Here is an 18,632-nt window from a genome sequence, read left to right on the forward strand (position 1 = left end):
ACAATAAGCTACAATGGTGCTATTAAACCATTTTTGTATCGATCATCAAAATGACTTCAACACAATCTTCCAATTCAAACCTTTCCGAGACAGATTTCTTACTTGAAGATTCTGTCGATGCAGATAATCATAATTCTGATGCAACTGCAACACGTTTATCGTTGCAAATTCAACTCGATGAAGAGTATCTAGGTCAGCGTATTGATCAGGTTGCTGCATTGGTTTGGAGCGAGTTCTCTCGTGAAAAGCTTAAACAGTGGATGAAAGACGGGCATCTGTTGGTAAATGGTAACATTGTAAAACCTAAATATCGTTGCGAAGGCAATGAATTGCTTACGCTGAATGTTGAATTAGAAGCCCAAACATCGAGTCAACCTGAAAATATTCCTCTCAATATTGTCTATGAAGATGATGATATTATTGTGATTAATAAAGAAGTTGGCATGGTGGTTCATCCAGGTGCTGGTAATCCCACAGGTACTTTGGTCAATGCCTTGCTTTATCATGCACCGAAACTAGCTGAGCTTTCACGTGCAGGTTTGGTACATCGTATTGACAAAGACACCAGCGGTTTATTGGTTGTTGCAAAAACATTGGAAGCTCAATTTTCTCTCAGTAAACAACTTGCGAAAAAAACCGTTTATCGTGTTTATGATTTAGTTGCGTATGGCAATATCATTGCAGGTGGCACAATTGATGAACCGATTAAACGTCATCCTGTTGACCGTGTCAAAATGGCGATCTTACCTGGTGGGCGTGATGCAGTAACACATTACAATGTGAAAGAGCGTTTCCGTGACTTTACTCGTATTCAGGCTCAACTTGAAACAGGACGTACCCATCAAATTCGTGTGCATTTTAGTTATCTTGGACATGGTTTGGTAGGTGATCCTGTTTATGTTAATCGTGTTCGTTTTCCTGCTGGTGCATCAGAAGTCTTAATTGACATGTTACGCAGTTTTAAACGTCAAGCCTTACATGCAGCAAAATTAGGTTTAGTGCATCCGCGTACTGGTGAAGAAATGATGTTTGAAGCGCCATGGCCAGAGGATTTCACTCAATTGGTTGAAGTACTTCGCCAAGAGAATGAAGCTTATTAAAAAAAGTTCTCTTTAAATAAAGGGGGATGTGTTTAGCTTCTCCCGTTCAAAAGCTAAGGGATATATTCTGGTAAGAGGACAGATTTTATGGAATTTGTACAAGGGTTGCCCAAAGGAATATATGTTGGGCAAACAGGTATTCAGCATCCTCAAACGATTGCAACTCAAAATGAAAATCTATCAGGATTTAATCTGGCTTTGCACGTGAATGATGATGCACAACGTGTTCAGCAACATCGAATGCTATTGTTGAATGAGTTGTCTGCATTTGGTGTAGATAAAATCACGTGGATGACACAAACGCATAGCAGCATTTGTCATACGATTAACGAGCAAATTCCATTTATTGCACTTGAAGGTGATGGCTTAGTTACGCAAAAAGCAGGTCATGCCTTAATGATGATGACTGCTGATTGTTTGCCTATTGTTTTGGGTAATAACGAAGGTACAGAAGTCGCTAATCTGCACGCAGGTTGGCGTGGTTTGGCTAATGGAATTGTCGAAAATACCGTGACGGAAATGAAATCTCAGCCCACTTGGGCGTGGTTAGGTGCAGCGATTAGCCAACCTTGCTTTGAAGTCGGGACTGAAGTAAAAGCCATTTTCTGTGAGAAATATCCTGAATTAGCCGTTGCTTTTATTTCAGGTCAAACTGAAGGTAAATATCAGGCTGATTTGTATGCGATTGCCCGTTTTATTTTAAATCGCTTAGGTATAGAAACCGTTTTAGGTGGTGATCAATGCTCTTATCAGCAAGCAGAGGATTATTTTTCTTACCGACGTGATGCAAAAACGGGACGAATGGCAACATTTGTATTTATGCAATAAATCATATCCTTTGCGCTATTGATTCGCCTTGTATTCGTTAAAAATGTTAAACTTGATTCAATTCATTGGTTTTTAAATTATCCATGTCTGTTATTGAGCAAATTACTCCCCAAGTTAAAGTTTGTGTGATTTATCACAGTCCTTATGGGCATACGGCCAAAGTTGCGCAATACATTGCTCAGGGTGCGGAGCAGGCAGGTGCTGACGTGCATCTACTTTCTGTGGCTGCACCGCAATGGGATTTATTAGATCAAGCAGATGTAATCGTGATGGGGTGTCCAACCTATATGGGGAGTCTTACATCAGCATTGAAACAGTTCATGGAGGATTCTTCTAAACGCTGGTTGGCACGTACATGGCAAGGGAAATTGGCTGCGGGTTTTACCAATGGTGGTGGACTTAGTGGCGATAAGCTCGCCGTATTACAGCAAATTAATTTATTTGCGATGCAGCATGGCATGTTATGGGCTGGTTTGCCATTTATGCCAACAGGAAGAAGCCCATTGGATATTAATCGGATGTCGAGCTTTCTGGGTTTAATGACGCAGTCCGATAATGCTAGCGTTGAAATTACACCGCCCGAAGGGGATTTAGAAACTGCACGCAAGTTCGGTAAATATTTGGCTGAACTGCGACTAAAGCATGTAGTGATTTAATACTTCATAATAAAAAACCTCCAATTCGGAGGTTTTTTATTATTTATGCAACATTCGTGCTTTATCACGTTGCCAATCACGGTCTTTTTCAGTTGCACGTTTGTCGTGTAATTGCTTACCTTTAACAAGTGCGATTTCTAGCTTCACCAAATGACCTTTCCAATAACATGCTAAAGGTACACATGAATAGCCTTTTTGATTAACGGCACCTAAAAGTTTTTCTAGTTCGCGGCGAGAAAGTAATAACTTACGTGTTCGTGTAGATTCAGGAACCACATGCGTTGATGCCGATAATAACGGCTGAATTTGCGAACCGAATAAGAAGGCTTCACCATTTTTAAAAATGACATAACTTTCGGACAGAGTCATACGACCTGCACGTAAAGACTTAACCTCCCAACCTAGGAGGGACATGCCTGCTTCAAATTTTTCTTCGATAAAGTAATCGTGACGCGCTCTTTTATTCTGAGCAATCGTGCCACCATTATGTTTTTTTACTACTGTTGCTTGCGCCATAATTCAAACTTCCACAATTACATCTATTGTGCCGTAAAATGCAATCTTTTTCCATCGTTTAGCAATTTCGCGTTTAGAGCTAAATTTGTTAAAATATGTACCTTATCTCATTAACTAGAGTACAACGCATGTCTAAAACACGTGTGATTTATCCGGGGACTTTCGATCCAATTACCAACGGGCACGTTGATTTGGTTGCAAGAGCATCAAAAATGTTTGATGAAGTGGTTGTTGCAATTGCAATTGGTCATCATAAAAATCCAGTGTTTAGTTTAGAAGAGCGTGTAGAATTAGCAAAAGCTTCATTAAGCCATTTGTCTAATGTAGAGTTTGTTGGTTTTGATGGTTTATTGGTCAATTTCTTTCGTGAACAACGTGCAACTGCGGTACTGCGTGGTTTAAGAGCGATTTCAGATTTTGAATATGAATTTCAATTGGCGAATATGAACCGTCAACTTGATCCTCATTTTGAATCAGTTTTTTTAACCCCATCAGAGCAATATTCATTTATTTCATCAACATTGGTAAGAGAAATTGCTCGATTGAAAGGTGATGTGAATAAGTTTGTGCCCGCTGTTGTTGTTGAGGCATTTGAACGCAAACATCAGCAAGGTTGGTAGATGTCTCTTTATATTACTGATGAATGCATTAACTGTGATGTTTGTGAGCCAGTATGCCCCAATGAAGCCATTTATATGGGGGAATTGATTTATGAAATTAACCCTGCACTTTGTACAGAGTGCATTGGGCATCATGATCAGCCACAGTGTCAGTTATTTTGTCCAGTTGATTGTATTCCGCTTGATCCTCAGCATGTCGAGTCACAAGATGAGTTGATGGCAAAATATAAAAAATTAACTGCACAAAAAAATGCGAGCAATTAATTTCTAACTTTGATAATATGCGCCACGAAGTGGGCTGGACGGTCGCTGCTGTGGAGGTCTCCGTGACTGAAACAGGGGAGGAAAGTCCGGGCTTCATAGGGCAAGGTGCCAGGTAACGCCTGGGCGGCGAAAGTCGACGGCAAGTGCAGCAGAGAGTAGACCGCCTCATTCGTGAGGTAAGGGTGAAAGGGTGCGGTAAGAGCGCACCGCGTGTCTGGTAACAGTTCACGGCAAGGTAAACCCCACCAGAAGCAAGACCAAATAGGAATCCTGAGGCACGGCCCGTGCTGGATTCGGGTAGGTCGCTTGAGCGTATGAGTGATTGTACGCCTAGAGGAATGATCGTCCTCGACAGAACCCGGCTTATAGGCCCACTTCTCAAAATTTTTGAAATTGTGCTTGACGTGTGTATTGAAAGTTAAGATAATGCGCCCACAGTTTTCGGCTATGTAGCTCAGTTGGTTAGAGCACCGCACTCATAATGCGGGGGTCACAAGTTCAAGTCTCGTCATAGCCACCATTTTATAGACCACGCTCCTGCGTGGTCTTTTTTTATTTGAACTTTTTTTAATTAATTTTTTTGTTTGAGAGAAGATTTGTTGAAAAGTAATCAAATAAAAATTAAAAGCACAAAAACTGTTCATATGTTTCATGTTTTCAATGTCATACACTTGACCTGTCGTATAGAACACTAGATAATGCGCACACAGTTTACGGCTATGTAGCTCAGTTGGTTAGAGCACCGCACTCATAATGCGGGGGTCACAAGTTCAAGTCTCGTCATAGCCACCATTTTATAGACCACGCTCCTGCGTGGTTTTTTTTATGCGCTTTTATTAGCTACCCAACTTATCAGGTATCAACTGAATATTATTTATGGATTTAAGGTAAAAAAGAATAGCCATCAGGTTTTCTGATGGCTTTAGTTAATTAGTTTTAATGTGATTGAATTAGAAAATTAAAGAGATATATTGATTTAGTCTCAATATATCTCAGCAGAAAAATAATAATTATAAATGCTTTTCAATCGTCGCTAGAGTTTGATGACTTTCATAAAAAGGTTTTACGATCATAGTGATAATAGGTTCTAATACACCATGTTCATCTAAAGCGACAACGACTTTAGGATAAAAACGTACAGCTTCATTTTGAAGATCTGATTCTTCAATCCCAATCGCAGCAAATACATCCTCTAAACTTTCGTCTTCATAAAAATCATAAAAGACTTTTACGCCGTATAAGATCAGATCTTGAATAAAGGAAGACTGACGTAGTTCTTTCCAGTATTCATAAATCATTACAAAGAATTCTTCAACATCCAAAGGTGTGACTTGTTTGGTGTATTCAGATAAAGGTTTAGCTTTATTATCTTCCCAGATATTACGTGCCAAGCTCTCTAAGTCATCGTTTGAAAGTAAGCTTAAATCGGCAAGTTGTTCTTGGATAAAGCGAGCAATACTTTCTTCGATTTTCTGTTCAATGCGTTGTTGTTGACGATGTGAAAAAGTCTTTAGTTTCTGCTGCCACTGATATTTGCTTTCAGAAATTTGTTCTTCATCAGATTGTGAAAATAATTTTGGTAATTTATTTTGTAAAGTTGTGGTTGCAATATATTGGCATAATTGCTGAATTGAAGGGCTTTCTTTCAAGAAGTGGTTTAAATAATGTCGAATATTTTCTAATTCGAGAAATTTAGATAACCACATTTCAAATTGGTGATCTGAAAAAACATCTTCTAAATGTGCTGAAGACTGTAAAGAAAAAACATGCAAGCGTTGAGCAATTTCACCAATAAACTCTAATAGCCCAGCACCAAGCTGCATTTCAAAGGCATAACGCTTAACAACGGCTTGGATTTGTTCAAGCTCTATCACTTCTTTCAGTTTGATATTTGGTGCATGTTGTAGAAACAACTGAATAAACTGCTGAAAGAACTCAGGAGAAAGCTGTGTAGTAAGCTGATTTTTATAAAATGCCACTTGCTCAAGCATAAGTGCTTGAGCAAGTAATTGTGACTTTTCAGAAACAATTTTTTCAGTCATTCGCGGTCCATCCATTGACGATAGGGTAGCGTCGTTCGCGACTGAAAGCACGTGAACTAATACGTGGGCCAATTGCACCCTGACGACGCTTGTATTCATTACGATCAACTAAGCGTATTACTTTTTCAACCACTTCAGCTTCGTAGCCTTTTGCAATAATGTCTGCTTGGCTAAGATCTTCTTCGATATAAGCGTACAGAATTGCATCAAGTACATCATAAGCAGGTAAAGAGTCTTGGTCTGTTTGATCAGGACGCAGCTCTGCTGAAGGTGGGCGAGTAATGACACGCTCAGGGATGACAGGTGTTTCACTTAATGTATTACGGTATTTTGCTAATTCGAAGACGATAGTTTTATAGACATCTTTTAATACAGAAAAGCCACCGACCATATCACCATACAGTGTGCAATAACCGACTGAAATTTCAGACTTGTTACCTGTTGAAAGTACAAGATTTCCAAATTTATTAGACAAGCCCATGAGTAAAGTACCACGGGTACGTGCCTGTAAATTTTCTTCAGTTGCGTCAGCAGGTGTATTTCCAAAGAATGGGAATAGGGTCTGCATGAAGCTATTTACGATTGGATGAATCTCTGCAATACCGAAAGTTACGCCCATGCGACGTGCTTGTTCTGTTGCATCTTCTACACTCATTTGAGAGGTGTAAGTATAAGGCATCATCACGGCTTGTACTTTATCAGCACCAATCGCATCAACAGCAATAGCAAGTGTCAAGGCTGAATCGATTCCACCCGATAAGCCCAAGATCACACCTGGGAATCCTGAGCGTTGTACGTAGTCACGTGTTGCCATGACCAATGCTTGATAGATTTCGGCAAAAGTATCTAAAGTTGGAATTGCATTAGCAGTTTTAAACTGTTTTTGCTCTGCATCATATTCAGTCACATAAACAGATTCTTGAAAACTAGGTGCTTGTAATGCAAGTTCGCCATTTTTGTTACTGACAAAACTTGAACCATCAAAAATAAGATCGTCCTGTCCACCCACTTGATTGACATAAACAATATTCAGATTCAGTTGTTTTGCGAGTTCATTTAATGTTTGGATGCGATGCTGTGGTTTGCCAACTTCATACGGAGAAGCATTTAAGACAAGCACAGTTTCAACATTCAGTTGGCTAAGTTGTTTGACGGTATTCAGTGACCAAACATCTTCACAAATCAGTACACCAAACTTATGACCTAAATACTCAAAAACGAGATGTTGATGACCATCTTGGAAATAACGTTTTTCATCAAAGACGCCATAATTTGGTAAGTTCTGTTTGTTGTATATTCCTAAAACTTGCCCATCTTTAATCACTGCGGCTGAGTTGTAACGGTGACCATCTTCTGTTTGGTGAACAAAACCAAACACCATAACGATATCTTTCACTTCACTTAATTGAGCGAACGCTTTTTGAGTGCGTTTTTGTAAATTCGGGCGAAGTAATAAATCTTCAGCTGGGTAACCTAGCGTAGAAAGTTCAGGGAAGATGATCAGATCAGCCTGTTGTTGTTTCGCTAAATTTGCTTGCTCAACCATCTTTTGAGTATTTGCGTCAATATTGCCAATATGCGGAGAAAATTGAGCAAGGGCAATTTTAAAATTTTTCATTCAAACCTAATCCTAAGTCTTAACAAGTGCTGATATACAAGATTTTGATTTATATAAGTATAGTTTTAAAAACATTTGTATATCATGGTGCTAAACATTCTGCATCTTAAAGAAAAATGACAAGTTTACTAATATATACTAAATGCACATTTTTCTGCGTAAAAATAACAAGTTTTTCTGTATAAAATACGAAGATCTATTGATCAATCTGTGTATTTGAAGTTATCCATATCAATCTATTGGGCAAAAATTTCAAAATTTAGTGCTTTTGTATAATTTTTCATTTCATCTTTTCATACTCTGGTGACAGATTAATTACAGCAAATACAGATTTTTAAATACGCTAGACCTATTCAATCACCGATAGAATTCGCAAAAAAGATTAATTTATTGAGTGGTTTATTATTTTTAAAATAAATAAATTCAATGTCTTATGTCTTTGTGATTGTTTTTTATACCATTCGTCGGGTAAATCTATTTATTGCTTGAGTGTACATTTGTGCACTGCTATTATCCTAATCAATGTGAACATTTGTACACTGTAATTTAAATCAAGTATGTGAGTAACATACAAAAAGAGGTAACGAATATGTCAATTTTATTATTTCCTGTGGTTGCATTTGGCTTGGCAGTTGTTGTTGGTCGTATTGGTACAGTGATGTTTCAAGAGCAAGACAAATAAACTTTAGATTTAATCAGTCAGTTAAGAATTTCCTATATTCAAGAGGTTAGAGTGATGATGATTTCAACCATTTTATTTCCAGTAATTGCCTTTGGATTGGCAATTGGTGTGGGGCGTATTGGTACAATTATCATGGATGATATACGCAAAGATACGGATTTTACGACGAATATGGACAGCCGCCATGAACTTAAATCTAAAATGCGCAAAGGTTCTGTTGCATAAAGCAGATTGCGAATTTCTAACTTAAAAGCCCTGTCATTTATTTCACAGGGCTTTTTTATTGGTTCAAAATAATATTTGGAATCTTCTTTAAAAAAATATCTCGTGCAATATCACCTTGTTGTTCAATGTTGTAACTGGTGAAAGTCTTGGTTTGAATAAAGTGATAATGATAGGGATTATACTTTTTAAAACTAAGATAGTAGCCTGTCTGTAACAACATTCCTTTTAAGATGACATTGGTTTTTTGCTGAAATTGCAAGATGTGGGCCAATTCATGAATAAAAATTGCCTGAAGATCTAATGAACATTTTGAGTAATCTTGGTAAAAATGTTGTTTATGTACAAATAGATTGCCGTTTGGCGCCATAAAAATATTCAATGGCTGCCACGGTAAATAAGGAATATTAAAGATTTTTACTGCATGATAATCAATCAGATCACCGAATACAGATTGAGCGAGTGCAACTTCGCCATCAGTTAAGCCACGCCATTTAAATTCATTCATGTTAAGAAAAACAATCAGAAATGATATGAGCTGAGAGGGAATAGCGTGCAATGATTCGAATAATTTCATCTGATTCAAATTCAATTCATAATTTGTTTAATACCATAGCAAATAGTTTAATTAGAAAACCAATTTTTGATTGCGCTTAGTTTTGTAATTGTTGCGATGCGATTCAATTTTTTGATTTTAGTTCATTAAAAGTTAAATAGTTTTAAATCTCATACATAATCTTAATTTGATTCTAATTTTATAAAATTTGATGACCCATTAAAAAGCAAAAACCCCAATTAGAACTGGGGTTTTACAACAACAAGGATGACGACTGTAAATAGGATGAGAGTCGGCATTTCATTAAAAAAACGCCAAAACTTGTGTGACTTATAATGAGCGTTACCAATCAATTTCTTGCGATAATAACCGCAAATAAAGTGGTATATGACCAATAAACCCACCAGACCGACTTTAAGATAGAACCATAAAGCTTCATGGTAGTGTCGGGTTGCATCACCCCAATCGACAAGGAAGTGGGCAGTAATGAGTGTGGCAATCATAGATGGCCACATAATACCGCGATACAACTTGCGTTCCATCACCTCAAAGCGTTGATGACTAACGGCATCTTCACTCATAGCATGGTAGACATAAAGCCGGGGTAAGTAGAACAATGCAGCGAACCAGCAAACCACGGCAATAATATGTAATGCTTTTACCCATAAGAAAGCATCAGAAGGTGCATCCATCGATAATCCTAGGTGGGATTATGCATCCCACTTCTTGAAAATAAGGCAGGCGTTTACGCCGCCAAAGCCAAAACTGTTACTCATCACAGTATTCAGTTTTGTATCACGTTTTTCAAGTACAATATCGAAACCTTGTGCGCCTTCATCAAGCTCAGTCACGTTGATGTTTGGAGCAATAAAGTCATTTTGCATCATCAATATAGAATAAATCGCTTCTTGAACACCTGCAGCACCTAAGCTGTGACCCGTCATTGATTTGGTTGAACTAAGTGGTGGAACTTGTCCTTCACCAAATGCACGCTCCATTGCTTTAAGCTCAGTCACGTCACCCGCTGGTGTTGATGTACCATGTGTGTTGACATAATCGATTTGTTCTACACCGTGTTGTTTTGCTTCATCTAATGCCATGATGATACAACGTGTCGCACCTTCACCACTTGGTGCAACCATATCTGCACCGTCGCTGTTCGCTGCATAAGCAACAACTTCAGCTAAGATGTTCGCACCACGTGCTTGTGCATGTTCAAGTGATTCAAGAATAATGAAACCACCACCACCAGCGATGACAAAACCATCACGATCCGCTGAGTAAGGGCGAGATGCAGATTCGGGAGTATCATTATATTTAGAACACAATGCACCCATTGCATCAAAAAGTAAGCTTTGAGACCAGTGATCTTCTTCACCACCACCCGCAAGCATTAGGTCTTGTTTACCCAATTGAATCAGGTTGTAGGCATAACCAATTGCATCAGCAGAAGTTGCACATGCACTGGTAATTGAATGCGCAACGCCTTGTAGTTTCAATGCTACACCGACATTGGCAGTAATTGTGTTACTCATATTACGGGGAACAAAGAAAGGACCAATTTTACGTGCGCCTTTTTCTTCTAATAGCTTAACCATCTCTGCAACTGATGCAGTTGAGTTACCGCCGCTACCACCTGCAATACCATAACGAGGGTTATTTGCTAGATCCTCTTGTTTTAGACCCGCATGTTCTACTGCTGCAATCGCTGCGTTATAAGCATACATCGCACATACACCCATAAAACGCTTGATTTTACGGTCAATACCATCAAAATCTTGTTCAGCAGCAGCGCTGACATGACTTTTAAAATTTAATTCGGCATAAGTTGGATTAAAACGTGTTCCTGAGATTCCATTTTTTAAAGAATGAGTGACATCTTCTAAAGAGTTACCGATACATGAGTTAATGCCCATACCAGTGATTACAACACGTTTCATTTACAGATCCCTTTTATGGTAATACGAAGCCTTATGCATATCGCTATAAGTACAAATCAGGAGAAAATAACGATTTAAATGGCTTATGAGTGAATGACACCATCATAGCAGAAAGGTTTTTTATTTCTTATGGCAAATTTTATGCCTATTTCTAGTTGTGTAAATATTCGTAAATATAAATGCAGTTGAGACAAAAGGTAATGAAAGAACACAGATAAAAGTTGAGATAAATTTGCATTCAACCTAGTATTTACCTAGAGATGCACAAATTATAGAACAGAGGTACTTGATGACAAAATCTAAAAACAAGCAATCTTCAGGTTTATTTACCCAAGCCTTTGGAGTGGCTAAAAAGCTCAGTTCAGAAATACAAAAACTTCAAACTGCCCCTAAAACATTAGCAGATGGATCTACAGATTCATCTAATGTGATCGAAGGGAAGGCGCGTTTTAAAAGCCCATTTGAGATTGAGCAATACGAAAGCCCACAACATATGTTACGTCAACAGTTACCTAAATTGTCACATCAACTTTTGGGTCGCCATTACACAAAAGTAAATAATGTTGCATCTTTCATTTCACCTGACATGGGCGAAAAAGTTTCTGATTATTTATTTCAGTGGTTGAATGAATTTAGTTCCAATACTTCACTTACAGAAAAGATTCTGGAAGAGGCAGGTGTAAAAGATATTACCGAACTCACTCAAGATACTGGGCGTTCTCAACGTTTAAGTCAGGCATTAATCGAACAAAATAAATTATTAGCCGCTGCGCAAGGCGTTATCACGGGAGCGACAGGAGTTTGGGGTGCAGCCGTTGATATTCCTGCCTCGATTGTTCTAGCACTAAGAACAATTTATCAAACGGGTCGCTCTCATGGGTTTGATTTGGCTGATGAGACAGATCAAGAAGTGGTTGCCTTTATTTTTAAAGAAATTGATTTGGGTATTATTGCTGAAAAACAAACATTATTGATTGCATTAAAAGCTTTGAAGTCGATGTTAGAAACCCATGACTTACAACAGTTTCAGCAGTTGCTTGGATCGAGCAACGATATTGAGCTTGTAAAGAAATGGTTTGTTGATGAGGAAGGACAGTTTAAATGGGGGTGGTTGAATCATATCCCTCAAGCATCTGTGATTGGTAAATTAACACCAGTTGCTGGTGCTGCTTTAGGTGGCTTTTATAGTTGGCGTTTACTCGAAGATGTAGGACACAAGGCACAATCTGTTTTCGGGGCAGCCCGTTTTTATTTGAATGAATATCCGAATGAAGATCTTTCACCCTTAGAAGCCTATTACAAAGCGGAAGCATTATTAAGAAAGCCGAATTCACAATTGTTAAATGCAACAGAGACTACGACAAATGCATTAAGTAGTGTTGATGAAAGCAAAAATGATGTGATTACCAATGTTTCAGTGCAATCTAAAGATCATGCTGCTAAAGAAATTCAGACGAATGAAAACGTTGAGCAGAGTATTCAACAGCTTGCATCAGAGCATGTGGTCAAGCACGAACATACTGAACAGCAATCTGCTTTGAAAGAGCAATCAAATGAATTACTCACTTCTGATGAATCGGAACTATCTACAGAACCAAAAACAATCGATATAGAGCCTGCATCAACAAAACACAGTTAATTATTTTGTTGGTGTGATTTAGACATCAATAAAACAACAAAATTATAGAAATGGTCAGCACTTGCTTTGTCTTGCAATGTTGACCATTTTTACTTCTTGGCTTACAATTATGTGCCCTTAAAAAGAGGTGTTTTTCTTTTTAAGGTTGTTTAATAACGGGAGAATTGCCAAATGGCAACAACAAATCAGTTGATCCGTAAGGGTCGTACAACTTTGATTGAAAAATCAAAAGTTCCTGCGTTGAAGGCTTGTCCACAACGTCGTGGTGTATGTACACGTGTATATACGACTACTCCTAAAAAACCTAACTCAGCAATGCGTAAGGTTTGCCGTGTTCGCTTAACTTCTGGTTTTGAAGTATCAAGCTATATCGGTGGTGAAGGTCATAACTTACAAGAGCACAGTGTTGTGCTTATCCGTGGTGGTCGTGTTAAAGACTTACCAGGTGTACGTTACCATACCGTTCGTGGTTCTTTAGACTGTGCTGGCGTTAAAGATCGTAACCAGTCACGTTCTAAATACGGTGCTAAGCGTCCTAAGAAGTAATTCTAGGAAACTAGCCCAAACAACCCTTTAGCGTTTCGCTTGTTTGAATTCTTCATAGATTTGTAATTCAAGCGACGTATAGTAAGGCCAGCGTAGCGTACATGACACTTGTACAAACTGCTGGATTATCCTGAAGTGTCATATTATTAGGTGTATTAAAATGCCAAGACGTCGCGTAGTCGCTGCTCGTGAGATCCTTCCAGATCCAAAATTTAGCAGCCAAACAATCGCTAAATTCATGAACCACGTAATGCAAGATGGTAAAAAATCTATTGCTGAAAGTATCGTTTACGGTGCTTTAGACCGCGTTCAAGAAAAAAACAAAGTTGACCCAGTTGAATTTTTCGAGACTACTCTTGAAAAAGTTCGTCCTATGGTCGAAGTAAAAGCACGCCGTGTTGGTGGTGCTACTTATCAAGTACCTATGGAAGTGCGCCCATCCCGTCGTACTGCCTTGGCTATGCGTTGGTTAGTAGATGCTGCTGCTAAGCGTTCTGAAAAAACGATGGCTTTACGTCTTGCTGGTGAGTTGCTTGATGCAGCTGAAGGTAAAGGTTCTGCGATCAAAAAACGTGAAGACGTGCATCGTATGGCTGAAGCCAACAAAGCCTTCTCTCACTACCGTTTCTAAGCGGATAAAACAGTCCCTAATCAGGAGAATATTCATGCGTACAGCAGCTAGATTCAACATTGCTTTCTATCAAAGTGGGAGCTTTGCGGGTATTTAAGTTGCCTGCTTGAATATTTGTACGCATCAATTTAATTGATGCGTCCTGTTTTAAATATAACATTTAGGAATGTAGACATCATGGCTCGCCAAACTCCAATTAGTAATTACCGTAACATCGGTATCTCTGCGCACATTGACGCAGGTAAAACAACTACAACTGAACGTATTTTGTTCTACACAGGTGTATCTCACAAGATTGGTGAAGTACATGACGGTGCAGCAACAATGGACTGGATGGAACAAGAACAAGAGCGTGGTATTACAATTACCTCTGCTGCGACAACTTGTTTCTGGTCTGGTATGGGTAACCAATTTCAACAACACCGTATCAACGTAATTGATACACCGGGACACGTAGACTTCACGATCGAAGTTGAACGTTCTATGCGTGTTCTTGATGGTGCGTGCATGGTTTACTGTGCTGTAGGTGGTGTACAACCTCAGTCTGAAACTGTATGGCGTCAAGCAAACAAATATAAAGTGCCTCGTTTAGCATTCGTGAACAAGATGGACCGTACAGGTGCAAACTTCTTCCGTGCTGTTGAGCAAGTTAAAACTCGTTTAGGTGGTAATCCTGTACCTATCGTTGTGCCAATCGGTGCTGAAGATACGTTTGCAGGTGTTGTTGACCTGATCGAGATGAAAGCGATTATCTGGGATGAAGCATCTCAAGGTATGAAGTTTGAATACGGCGATATTCCAGCTGACCTCGTTGATACTGCTGAAGAATGGCGTACCAAGATGGTTGAAGCTGCTGCTGAAGCTTCAGAAGAATTAATGGACAAGTACTTAGAAGAAGGTGATCTTTCTAAAGAAGAAATCATTGCTGGTCTTCGTGCTCGTACATTAGCATCTGAAATTCAAGTAATGCTTTGTGGTTCTGCGTTCAAAAACAAAGGTGTTCAACGTATGTTGGATGCTGTAATTGAATTCTTACCATCGCCTACAGAAGTTAAAGCAATCGAAGGTATTCTTGACGATAAAGATGAAACTAAAGCATCTCGTGAAGCATCTGACGAAGCACCGTTCTCTGCACTTGCGTTCAAAATCATGAACGATAAGTTCGTAGGTAACTTAACTTTCGTACGTGTTTATTCTGGTGTTCTTAAACAAGGTGATCCGGTTTATAACCCAGTTAAATCTAAGCGTGAGCGTATCGGTCGTATCGTACAAATGCACGCGAACGAGCGTCAAGATCTTGAAGAAATCCGTGCAGGTGATATCGCAGCGTGTGTAGGTCTTAAAGACGTTACGACGGGTGATACATTATGTGATGAGAAGAACATTATTACTCTTGAACGTATGGAATTCCCAGAGCCAGTAATTTCATTGGCTGTTGAACCAAAAACTAAAGCTGACCAAGAAAAAATGTCTATCGCTTTAGGTCGTTTGGCTAAAGAAGATCCATCGTTCCGCGTTCGTACAGATGAAGAATCTGGTCAAACAATTATTGCTGGTATGGGTGAACTTCACCTTGACATCATCGTTGACCGTATGAAGCGTGAATTCGGTGTTGAAGCGAACATTGGTAAACCAATGGTTGCTTACCGTGAAACGATCAAAAAGTCTGTTGAACAAGAAGGTAAGTTTGTTCGTCAAACAGGTGGTAAAGGTAAATTCGGTCATGTATATGTTCGTTTAGAACCTATGGATGTTGAAGAAGCTGGTAAAGAATACCAATTCGCTGAAGAAGTTGTCGGCGGTACAGTACCTAAAGAATTCTTTGGTGCGGTTGATAAAGGTATTCAAGAACGTATGAAGAATGGTGTATTGGCTGGTTACCCTGTTGTGGGTATCAAAGCGACATTATTCGACGGTTCTTACCACGATGTCGACTCTGACGAATTGTCGTTCAAAATGGCAGGTTCTTACGCATTCCGTGATGGTTTCATGAAAGCAGATCCTATCTTGCTTGAACCAATCATGAAAGTTGAAGTAGAAACTCCAGAAGACTACATGGGCGATATCATGGGTGACTTAAACCGTCGTCGTGGTATGGTTCAAGGTATGGACGATCTTCCTGGTGGAACTAAAGCAATTAAAGCAGAAGTTCCATTGGCTGAGATGTTTGGTTACGCGACTCAAATGCGTTCTATGTCTCAAGGTCGTGCGACTTACTCTATGGAATTTGCTAAATATGCTGAAACTCCACGTAACGTGGCTGAAGGCATCATCGCTAAGTTCCAAGCTGGCGGTAAAAAAGGTGACGACGAGTAATCTTTCGATTACTATATTACCCAACTAAAATTTAGTTAAAAAACCAAGTGCTCATGGGCGACCCTCATGAGCAGTTTATAAAGGAAGATCATCATGGCTAAAGCCAAGTTTGAACGTAATAAACCACACGTAAACGTGGGTACAATTGGTCACGTTGACCATGGTAAAACAACTTTAACTGCTGCGATTGCAACTATCTGTGCAAAAACTTACGGCGGTGAAGCGAAAGATTACTCACAAATCGACTCAGCTCCTGAAGAAAAAGCACGTGGTATTACAATTAATACTTCACACGTAGAATACGATTCTCCAATCCGTCACTACGCTCACGTAGACTGCCCGGGCCACGCCGATTATGTTAAAAACATGATTACTGGTGCTGCTCAGATGGATGGCGCGATCCTTGTATGTGCTGCGACTGATGGTCCAATGCCACAAACTCGTGAACACATCCTTCTTTCACGTCAGGTTGGTGTACCATTTATTCTTGTATTCCTTAACAAGTGTGACCTTGTTGATGATGAAGAATTACTTGAATTAGTAGAAATGGAAGTTCGTGAACTTCTTTCTACTTATGACTTCCCAGGTGATGATACTCCAATCATCCGTGGTTCAGCGCTTCAAGCATTAAACGGTAATGACGGTCCTTACGGTGAAGCATCAGTTCTTGCACTTGTTGAAGCGCTTGATTCTTACATCCCAGAACCAGAACGTGCAATCGACAAAGCATTCTTAATGCCAATCGAAGACGTATTCTCTATTTCTGGCCGTGGTACTGTTGTAACAGGTCGTGTTGAGTCTGGTATCGTTAAAGTTGGCGAAACAGTTGAAATCGTTGGTATCCGTGACACAGTTGTAACGACTGTAACTGGCGTAGAAATGTTCCGTAAACTTCTTGACGAAGGTCGTGCGGGCGAGAACTGTGGTGTTCTTCTACGTGGTACTAAGCGTGAAGACGTACAACGTGGTCAAGTACTTGCTAAACCAGGTACAATCAAGCCACACACTAAATTCGATGCGGAAGTATATGTACTTTCTAAAGAAGAAGGTGGTCGTCATACTCCATTCCTTAACGGTTACCGTCCACAGTTCTACTTCCGTACAACTGACGTAACTGGCGCAATCAAGTTACAAGAAGGCGTAGAAATGGTTATGCCTGGTGACAACGTTGAGATGTCAGTAGAGTTAATCCACCCGATCGCAATGGACCCAGGTCTACGTTTTGCGATCCGTGAAGGTGGTCGTACTGTAGGTGCTGGTGTTGTTGCTAAAGTAACTGCATAATCGCTTAGAGTAATAAAAAAACACCCCTTTGGGGTGTTTTTTTATGTCTATTGTTCGACAATCTATCTTTAATAGTGTCCTAAACTGATACCTTGCTGTCCTAAACTGCACTTAATTCATCGCAATAAAACCGTAATATAAAACACAAGAAAATGAACAAAAGTACTAAATGGAAATTTTCCATTTAAAAGGAGTCAGAAGCATGAATGCTAAAGTAAATATTTCAAATCGTGCAGGTGCAAGTTTTCCAGTACGTCGTATGAATTTTGATTTTGATCAAGTGCCAGAATATTGGATGGATGGTTCGGCTGGCTTAACTCATTTCATGACTGGTTTGTCTGCATTATTCCCAGATGGCGAGAAATTATTTATTGATGCTGTACGTGCTGTACGTTATCACCCAACTATTAAAGATAATGCAGAACTACAAAAAGAAATCAGTGCTTTTATTGGTCAAGAAGCAATGCACACTCAAGAGCATGTAAATTTTAATGCTTCTGCACAAAAGTATGGTCATGATGTTAGATCTTTAGAGCAGATTACAGGACGTTATATCCAATTTGCGCTTAAGAATTTTTCAAAAATCGTTAAACCGTTTGGTATGACAAGAGAAATGGTTGATCTAACGGCAACTACAGCGCTAGAACATTTTACTGCAACGATTGCTTCTGAATTGTTACGCAATAAACACATTCAAGATTTAATGACAGATGAGACCATGTCATATATGTGGTTCTGGCATGCAGTTGAAGAAAATGAACATAAAGCAGTGGCTTACGATGTATATGAGTCAGTATTTGGAACTGGATTGAAGGCATATAGTTTACGTACTACAGCACTTGTATTTGCTATGGTTTTAATCTTTATTCTTCAATCTTATTTTACTTTACGTCTACTTCAACAAGATAAAAAACTAAATCTGAAAGAATTAGGCATGATTTACAAATATGCTTATAGTCCATCAAAAGGGATTATTACAGGTATGGCGGGTGAAATGTTGGCTTACTTTAGACCACGTTTTCATCCAAATAATTTAGATACCGTAAAATTACTTAAAGATTGGAAGGCGAAATTAGGTTTTTAAATTAAAACATCCATTAGCTAAACCTATGTAAAAAGAGCAATAAAATTGCTCTTTTTTTATTTTGAATATTACATTGAATAAACTTTTT

The 18,632-nt window shown here is 39.0% G+C and carries 18 protein-coding genes, 2 tRNA genes and 1 other RNA gene; 15 read left to right on the top strand and 6 right to left on the bottom strand.

Annotated elements, in window-relative coordinates:
• Positions 1 to 50: 50 nt before the first annotated feature.
• The 3 genes from rluD to ACN19N_RS03750 all read left to right on the top strand — a co-directional run bounded on the left by rluD (position 51) and on the right by ACN19N_RS03750 (position 2,584).
• Positions 51 to 1,100 (top strand): 23S rRNA pseudouridine(1911/1915/1917) synthase RluD, encoded by a 1,050-nt coding sequence (gene rluD, locus ACN19N_RS03740; protein ID WP_004663505.1) that lies wholly within the window; start codon positions 51 to 53, stop codon positions 1,098 to 1,100.
• 87 nt (positions 1,101 to 1,187) lie between these two features.
• Complete coding sequence (gene pgeF, locus ACN19N_RS03745) at positions 1,188 to 1,928, top strand: peptidoglycan editing factor PgeF (RefSeq protein WP_269239170.1); 741 nt, start codon at positions 1,188 to 1,190, stop codon at positions 1,926 to 1,928.
• Positions 1,929 to 2,011: 83 nt separating this feature from the next.
• Entirely contained in the window at positions 2,012 to 2,584 is a 573-nt protein-coding gene (locus ACN19N_RS03750) for a flavodoxin family protein (protein WP_269239171.1), read from the top strand.
• Between the two features lie 39 nt (positions 2,585 to 2,623).
• On the opposite strand, the gene smpB is transcribed toward ACN19N_RS03750, so the two are convergent.
• Entirely contained in the window at positions 2,624 to 3,100 is a 477-nt protein-coding gene (smpB, locus tag ACN19N_RS03755; protein WP_269229759.1) for an SsrA-binding protein SmpB, read from the bottom strand.
• 128 nt (positions 3,101 to 3,228) lie between these two features.
• Between smpB and coaD the strand changes: the two genes are divergently transcribed.
• The 5 genes from coaD (at position 3,229) to ACN19N_RS03780 (ending at position 4,776) form a co-directional block, all read left to right on the top strand.
• Positions 3,229 to 3,720: a pantetheine-phosphate adenylyltransferase gene (gene coaD, locus ACN19N_RS03760; protein WP_004663488.1), complete on the top strand. Its 492-nt coding sequence runs from the start codon at positions 3,229 to 3,231 to the stop codon at positions 3,718 to 3,720.
• Positions 3,721 to 3,984 carry a YfhL family 4Fe-4S dicluster ferredoxin gene (locus ACN19N_RS03765; RefSeq protein ID WP_004663486.1) on the top strand — a complete coding sequence of 88 codons (264 nt, stop codon included), beginning with the start codon at positions 3,721 to 3,723 and terminating at the stop codon, positions 3,982 to 3,984.
• 26 nt (positions 3,985 to 4,010) lie between these two features.
• Positions 4,011 to 4,366: RNase P RNA component class A (rnpB, locus tag ACN19N_RS03770), an RNA gene on the top strand.
• Positions 4,367 to 4,427: 61 nt separating this feature from the next.
• A tRNA-Met gene (locus ACN19N_RS03775) sits at positions 4,428 to 4,504 on the top strand.
• Between the two features lie 195 nt (positions 4,505 to 4,699).
• A tRNA-Met gene (locus ACN19N_RS03780) sits at positions 4,700 to 4,776 on the top strand.
• A gap of 218 nt (positions 4,777 to 4,994) precedes the next feature.
• Here the strand turns inward: ACN19N_RS03780 and ACN19N_RS03785 are convergent.
• A complete protein-coding gene (locus tag ACN19N_RS03785) occupies positions 4,995 to 6,026 on the bottom strand; it encodes a hypothetical protein (protein ID WP_420001996.1) in 1,032 nt (343 codons plus the stop codon).
• Positions 6,019 to 7,644: an NAD+ synthase gene (locus ACN19N_RS03790; RefSeq protein WP_004663482.1), complete on the bottom strand. Its 1,626-nt coding sequence runs from the start codon at positions 7,642 to 7,644 to the stop codon at positions 6,019 to 6,021. The genes ACN19N_RS03785 and ACN19N_RS03790 overlap by 8 nt, the downstream gene beginning before the upstream one ends.
• A 736-nt stretch (positions 7,645 to 8,380) precedes the next feature.
• Here ACN19N_RS03790 and ACN19N_RS03795 point away from each other — a divergent pair.
• Entirely contained in the window at positions 8,381 to 8,551 is a 171-nt protein-coding gene (locus ACN19N_RS03795) for a hypothetical protein (RefSeq protein WP_269229762.1), read from the top strand.
• A 55-nt stretch (positions 8,552 to 8,606) separates the two neighbouring features.
• On the opposite strand, the gene ACN19N_RS03800 is transcribed toward ACN19N_RS03795, so the two are convergent.
• The 3 genes from ACN19N_RS03800 to ACN19N_RS03810 form a co-directional block, all read right to left on the bottom strand.
• Entirely contained in the window at positions 8,607 to 9,125 is a 519-nt protein-coding gene (locus ACN19N_RS03800) for a hypothetical protein (RefSeq protein ID WP_420001997.1), read from the bottom strand.
• Positions 9,126 to 9,343: 218 nt separating this feature from the next.
• Entirely contained in the window at positions 9,344 to 9,796 is a 453-nt protein-coding gene (hemJ, locus tag ACN19N_RS03805; protein WP_269229764.1) for a protoporphyrinogen oxidase HemJ, read from the bottom strand.
• 18 nt (positions 9,797 to 9,814) lie between these two features.
• On the bottom strand, positions 9,815 to 11,044 hold the full coding sequence (locus ACN19N_RS03810; RefSeq protein ID WP_269239187.1) for a beta-ketoacyl synthase N-terminal-like domain-containing protein: 1,230 nt from the start codon (positions 11,042 to 11,044) through the stop codon (positions 9,815 to 9,817).
• A 289-nt stretch (positions 11,045 to 11,333) separates the two neighbouring features.
• Here ACN19N_RS03810 and ACN19N_RS03815 point away from each other — a divergent pair, with 289 nt between their 5' ends.
• The 6 genes from ACN19N_RS03815 to ACN19N_RS03840 all read left to right on the top strand — a co-directional run bounded on the left by ACN19N_RS03815 (position 11,334) and on the right by ACN19N_RS03840 (position 18,544).
• The gene (locus ACN19N_RS03815) at positions 11,334 to 12,683 is read left to right on the top strand and encodes an EcsC family protein (RefSeq protein ID WP_269239188.1); all 1,350 of its coding nucleotides are present in this window, start codon (positions 11,334 to 11,336) and stop codon (positions 12,681 to 12,683) included.
• Positions 12,684 to 12,854: 171 nt separating this feature from the next.
• Entirely contained in the window at positions 12,855 to 13,229 is a 375-nt protein-coding gene (gene rpsL / locus ACN19N_RS03820) for a 30S ribosomal protein S12 (RefSeq protein ID WP_004638184.1), read from the top strand.
• Between the two features lie 160 nt (positions 13,230 to 13,389).
• A complete protein-coding gene (gene rpsG / locus ACN19N_RS03825) occupies positions 13,390 to 13,860 on the top strand; it encodes a 30S ribosomal protein S7 (protein WP_005190966.1) in 471 nt (156 codons plus the stop codon).
• 177 nt (positions 13,861 to 14,037) lie between these two features.
• Positions 14,038 to 16,176: an elongation factor G gene (gene fusA / locus ACN19N_RS03830; protein ID WP_050041360.1), complete on the top strand. Its 2,139-nt coding sequence runs from the start codon at positions 14,038 to 14,040 to the stop codon at positions 16,174 to 16,176.
• A gap of 93 nt (positions 16,177 to 16,269) precedes the next feature.
• A complete protein-coding gene (gene tuf, locus ACN19N_RS03835) occupies positions 16,270 to 17,460 on the top strand; it encodes an elongation factor Tu (protein ID WP_269229021.1) in 1,191 nt (396 codons plus the stop codon).
• 202 nt (positions 17,461 to 17,662) lie between these two features.
• Positions 17,663 to 18,544 carry a metal-dependent hydrolase gene (locus ACN19N_RS03840; RefSeq protein WP_269239189.1) on the top strand — a complete coding sequence of 294 codons (882 nt, stop codon included), beginning with the start codon at positions 17,663 to 17,665 and terminating at the stop codon, positions 18,542 to 18,544.
• Positions 18,545 to 18,632: the final 88 nt, after the last annotated feature.

The sequence above is a fragment of the Acinetobacter sp. LF10 genome (genome assembly GCF_048585715.1).
In the GTDB taxonomy this organism is placed as follows: domain Bacteria; phylum Pseudomonadota; class Gammaproteobacteria; order Pseudomonadales; family Moraxellaceae; genus Acinetobacter.

Bases quoted from the DNA above. Each gene is read 5' to 3' on its own strand.
- ACN19N_RS03840 (WP_269239189.1), top strand. From the start codon at position 17,663: ATGAATGCTAAAGTAAATATTTCAAATCGTGCAGGTGCAAGTTTTCCA.
- pgeF (WP_269239170.1), top strand. From the start codon at position 1,188: ATGGAATTTGTACAAGGGTTGCCCAAAGGAATATATGTTGGGCAAACA.
- fusA (WP_050041360.1), top strand. From the start codon at position 14,038: ATGGCTCGCCAAACTCCAATTAGTAATTACCGTAACATCGGTATCTCT.
- ACN19N_RS03800 (WP_420001997.1), bottom strand. From the start codon at position 9,125: ATGAAATTATTCGAATCATTGCACGCTATTCCCTCTCAGCTCATATCA.
- ACN19N_RS03810 (WP_269239187.1), bottom strand. From the start codon at position 11,044: ATGAAACGTGTTGTAATCACTGGTATGGGCATTAACTCATGTATCGGT.
- tuf (WP_269229021.1), top strand. From the start codon at position 16,270: ATGGCTAAAGCCAAGTTTGAACGTAATAAACCACACGTAAACGTGGGT.
- rluD (WP_004663505.1), top strand. From the start codon at position 51: ATGACTTCAACACAATCTTCCAATTCAAACCTTTCCGAGACAGATTTC.
- ACN19N_RS03790 (WP_004663482.1), bottom strand. From the start codon at position 7,644: ATGAAAAATTTTAAAATTGCCCTTGCTCAATTTTCTCCGCATATTGGC.
- ACN19N_RS03785 (WP_420001996.1), bottom strand. From the start codon at position 6,026: ATGACTGAAAAAATTGTTTCTGAAAAGTCACAATTACTTGCTCAAGCA.
- ACN19N_RS03795 (WP_269229762.1), top strand. From the start codon at position 8,381: ATGATGATTTCAACCATTTTATTTCCAGTAATTGCCTTTGGATTGGCA.
- hemJ (WP_269229764.1), bottom strand. From the start codon at position 9,796: ATGGATGCACCTTCTGATGCTTTCTTATGGGTAAAAGCATTACATATT.
- rpsL (WP_004638184.1), top strand. From the start codon at position 12,855: ATGGCAACAACAAATCAGTTGATCCGTAAGGGTCGTACAACTTTGATT.
- ACN19N_RS03765 (WP_004663486.1), top strand. From the start codon at position 3,721: ATGTCTCTTTATATTACTGATGAATGCATTAACTGTGATGTTTGTGAG.
- smpB (WP_269229759.1), bottom strand. From the start codon at position 3,100: ATGGCGCAAGCAACAGTAGTAAAAAAACATAATGGTGGCACGATTGCT.
- ACN19N_RS03815 (WP_269239188.1), top strand. From the start codon at position 11,334: ATGACAAAATCTAAAAACAAGCAATCTTCAGGTTTATTTACCCAAGCC.
- coaD (WP_004663488.1), top strand. From the start codon at position 3,229: ATGTCTAAAACACGTGTGATTTATCCGGGGACTTTCGATCCAATTACC.
- rpsG (WP_005190966.1), top strand. From the start codon at position 13,390: ATGCCAAGACGTCGCGTAGTCGCTGCTCGTGAGATCCTTCCAGATCCA.
- ACN19N_RS03750 (WP_269239171.1), top strand. From the start codon at position 2,012: ATGTCTGTTATTGAGCAAATTACTCCCCAAGTTAAAGTTTGTGTGATT.